Origin of the sequence: Ramlibacter sp., from assembly GCF_028292805.1 — a bacterium.
Taxonomy (GTDB): Bacteria; Pseudomonadota; Gammaproteobacteria; order Burkholderiales; family Burkholderiaceae_C; genus Ramlibacter.
Window position 1 is genome coordinate 1 of the sequence record NZ_JAQGLS010000227.1, and the last position, 2,665, is coordinate 2,665.

Below are 2,665 nucleotides of genomic sequence, written 5' to 3' on the forward strand. Positions count from 1 at the left end.
CCGCCGCCGGCACGAGCGGCTCCAACTCCAGCGCCTCCACCGGTTCCACCGGCGGCGCCGGCTCGGCCACCCCCAGCGCTGCCACCGGCAGCACGACGGGCGCGTCCGCCGCCAAGTAAGCTCCGGCCTGCTTCGCAAAAAAGGCCGCCCTCGGGCGGCCTTTTCTTTTGCCTGCGGCAAGACCTCTTTTCCGCGGCAAGCTTTTTCGTGCGCGGCTCTGTTCCATGGTGCGCGCCGTGAAGTAGTACGCAGCAGGAAGTTGATGTCGGTCTTGTCCTACAGGTAAACGGGGCAGTTGGAGGAAGCAACGCGGCCGTGCTGTGCCGACACTAACCTCTTCCTTGCACCTGGTTGCGCGCTGTATCCACCATGTTACGAAACCGCAATTCTTCCTCCATGCCGTTCGCCCAGCGCTCGGTGGCCGCCACCATCGCCGCCTGCTTTAGCGCCAGCATCGCGGCCCAACCCGCGGGCCTGACCGTGCGGCACGGCAGCGCCAGCGTGCAGCAGCAGGCCGGCCGCACCACCATCACCACGGCCGACGGGCCCGGCAGCCGCCACTCGGTGCTCGACTGGCGCAGCTTTCAGGTGCCCGGCGGGAGCTCGGTATTCTTCTCGCAACCGGATGCCGCCAGCACCTCGATCAACCGCGTGACGGGCGGCAATCCGAGTGCCATCCTCGGCACGCTGGGCTCCAATGGCCGTCTCGTGCTGGTCAACCCCGCGGGGATCGCAGTGGCCTCCGGGGCCAGCGTCGACACCGCCGGCTTCACTGCCTCCACCCTGGGCATGACGGCGCAGGACGCCATCGCCGGTCGGCTGCGCTTCGGTGACGGCACGGCCGCGGCCGGGGCCTTGCAGGTGCAGGGCAGGGTGCTGGCGCGCGGCGGCGACGTGGTGCTGATCGGCGCCCAGCTCGAGACCGGCAGCCAGGCGCTGCTGCAGGCCGGCGACGGCGACGTGGTGCTGGCGGCGGGCCGGCAGGTGGAGATCACCGGCCGCGGCATCGAGGGCATCCACCTGCGGGTGCAGGCGCCGCAGGACCGCGCCGTCAACCTCGGCACGCTCGCCGGCGACTCGGTCGCGATGTTCGCCGGCCAGCTGCGGCACAGCGGCCTGGTCCAGGCCACCGGCGCCAGCGTCACCGGCGGACGGGTCGTGCTGCAAGGCGGCCCCTCGGCCGAAGTGGGCGGTACCATCCGCGCGACCGCCTCGGCCGGTGGCGGATCCGTCCATCTTTCCGCCAGCACGGTGGTGCTCAAGTCGGCCACGGCGATCGACGTTCGCCATGCGCGGGGCGGCGGCGAGATCCTGGTCGGTGGCGGCTGGCAAGGGCAGGACGCCCGCATCGCCAACGCCCGCGGCGTCGACGTCGAGGCCGGCGCGCAATTGCGTGCCGACGCGACCTTGGCTGGCCATGGCGGCACGGTGGTGGTGTGGAGCGACGACACCACGCGGTTCCGCGGCGCCATCACGGCGCGCGGCGCCGGCGCGATGGGCGACGGCGGCCAGGCCGAGGTGTCCGGCCGCCGCCAGCTGGTTTTTCGCGGCCAGGCCGACCTCGGGGCGGCGTGGGGCGCCACCGGCAAGCTGCTGCTCGACCCCGAGACCGTCACCATCCGCGGCGGCAGCGGGGACGGCAGCGACGCCACGCTGTCGACGGCTTCATTGCAGGATCTGATGGGCCTGGGGCAGGTCGGCTCCGCCTTGTCGGGCGCCAGCTACACGATCTACGAAAGCGAGATCGAAGGCACCAACGCCAACATCTCGATCCAGGCCGGTCGCAAGATCCAGGTCAGCGGCGAGTTCGGCGCCAACGAGCTGACCATCAGGCCCGCTCGCGACCTGAAGCTGGAGGTCAAGGGAGCCGGCGCCGGCGGGATCGACCTGCGCGGCATGCCGGTGCGCACCTCGGGCGGCGGCAAGGTGGAACTGAAGACGGAGACGGCCAACCAGCATGTCTGGCTGGATCGCGTCGACGCCGGCGGCTCCGACATCAAGGTCGACGCCAAGGGCACGGTGTACCTGACGGCGCAGCTGTCCGCCCCCGACGAGAAGGTGGACATCAAGGGCGCGGCGGCGGTGTTCAGCGGCACTCACGATTTCGGCGGCGGCCGCTACAAGCTCGCCGTGGACACGATCACCAACGACGGCACCTGGCGGCTGGGCGGCCGGACGCTGGATGCCAAGGACGCCAGCGTCACCAACGGCAGCGCCGGCGTCATCGAAGGCAGCGGCACCGTGAAGCTGGGCAAGGGCGCGTTGTTCAACCAGGGTGTGCTGCGCCCCGGTGGCGCCGGCGCCATCGGCGCGATCACGATCGACGGCAGGATGGTGCTGCAGTCGGGCAGCGTGCTGCAGATGGAAGTGGCCGACGGGTCGGTCTACGACACCTTGCGCGCCACCAGGACCAGCGACCTGGGCGGCACGCTGGAGGTGGCGGCCCTGGGCTACGCCCCGCGGGTCGGCGACAACTATGTGCTGGTGCGCGCCGGCAAGCCGGCCGACGACGCCGACGAAGACCAGGACGACGTCACCGAATCCTTGCGGGGCGGCTTCGCCAGCTGGAACGCGCCCGGCTTCGGCACTTTCGCGCCGGTCTACTTCTCGGGCAGCACCCGCTTTGCGCAGGGCGCCGCGCCGGCACCCGGCGAGCCGCCGGTGC

1 protein-coding gene is annotated in these 2,665 nt (G+C 71.4%); it reads left to right on the plus strand.

Annotation, left to right across the window (positions count from 1 at the left end):
* Nucleotides 1-396: 396 nt before the first annotated feature.
* Nucleotides 397-2,665 (plus strand): filamentous hemagglutinin N-terminal domain-containing protein (locus JWP65_RS14425; protein ID WP_299764895.1); only part of this gene is annotated, 2,269 nt, incomplete at its 3' end.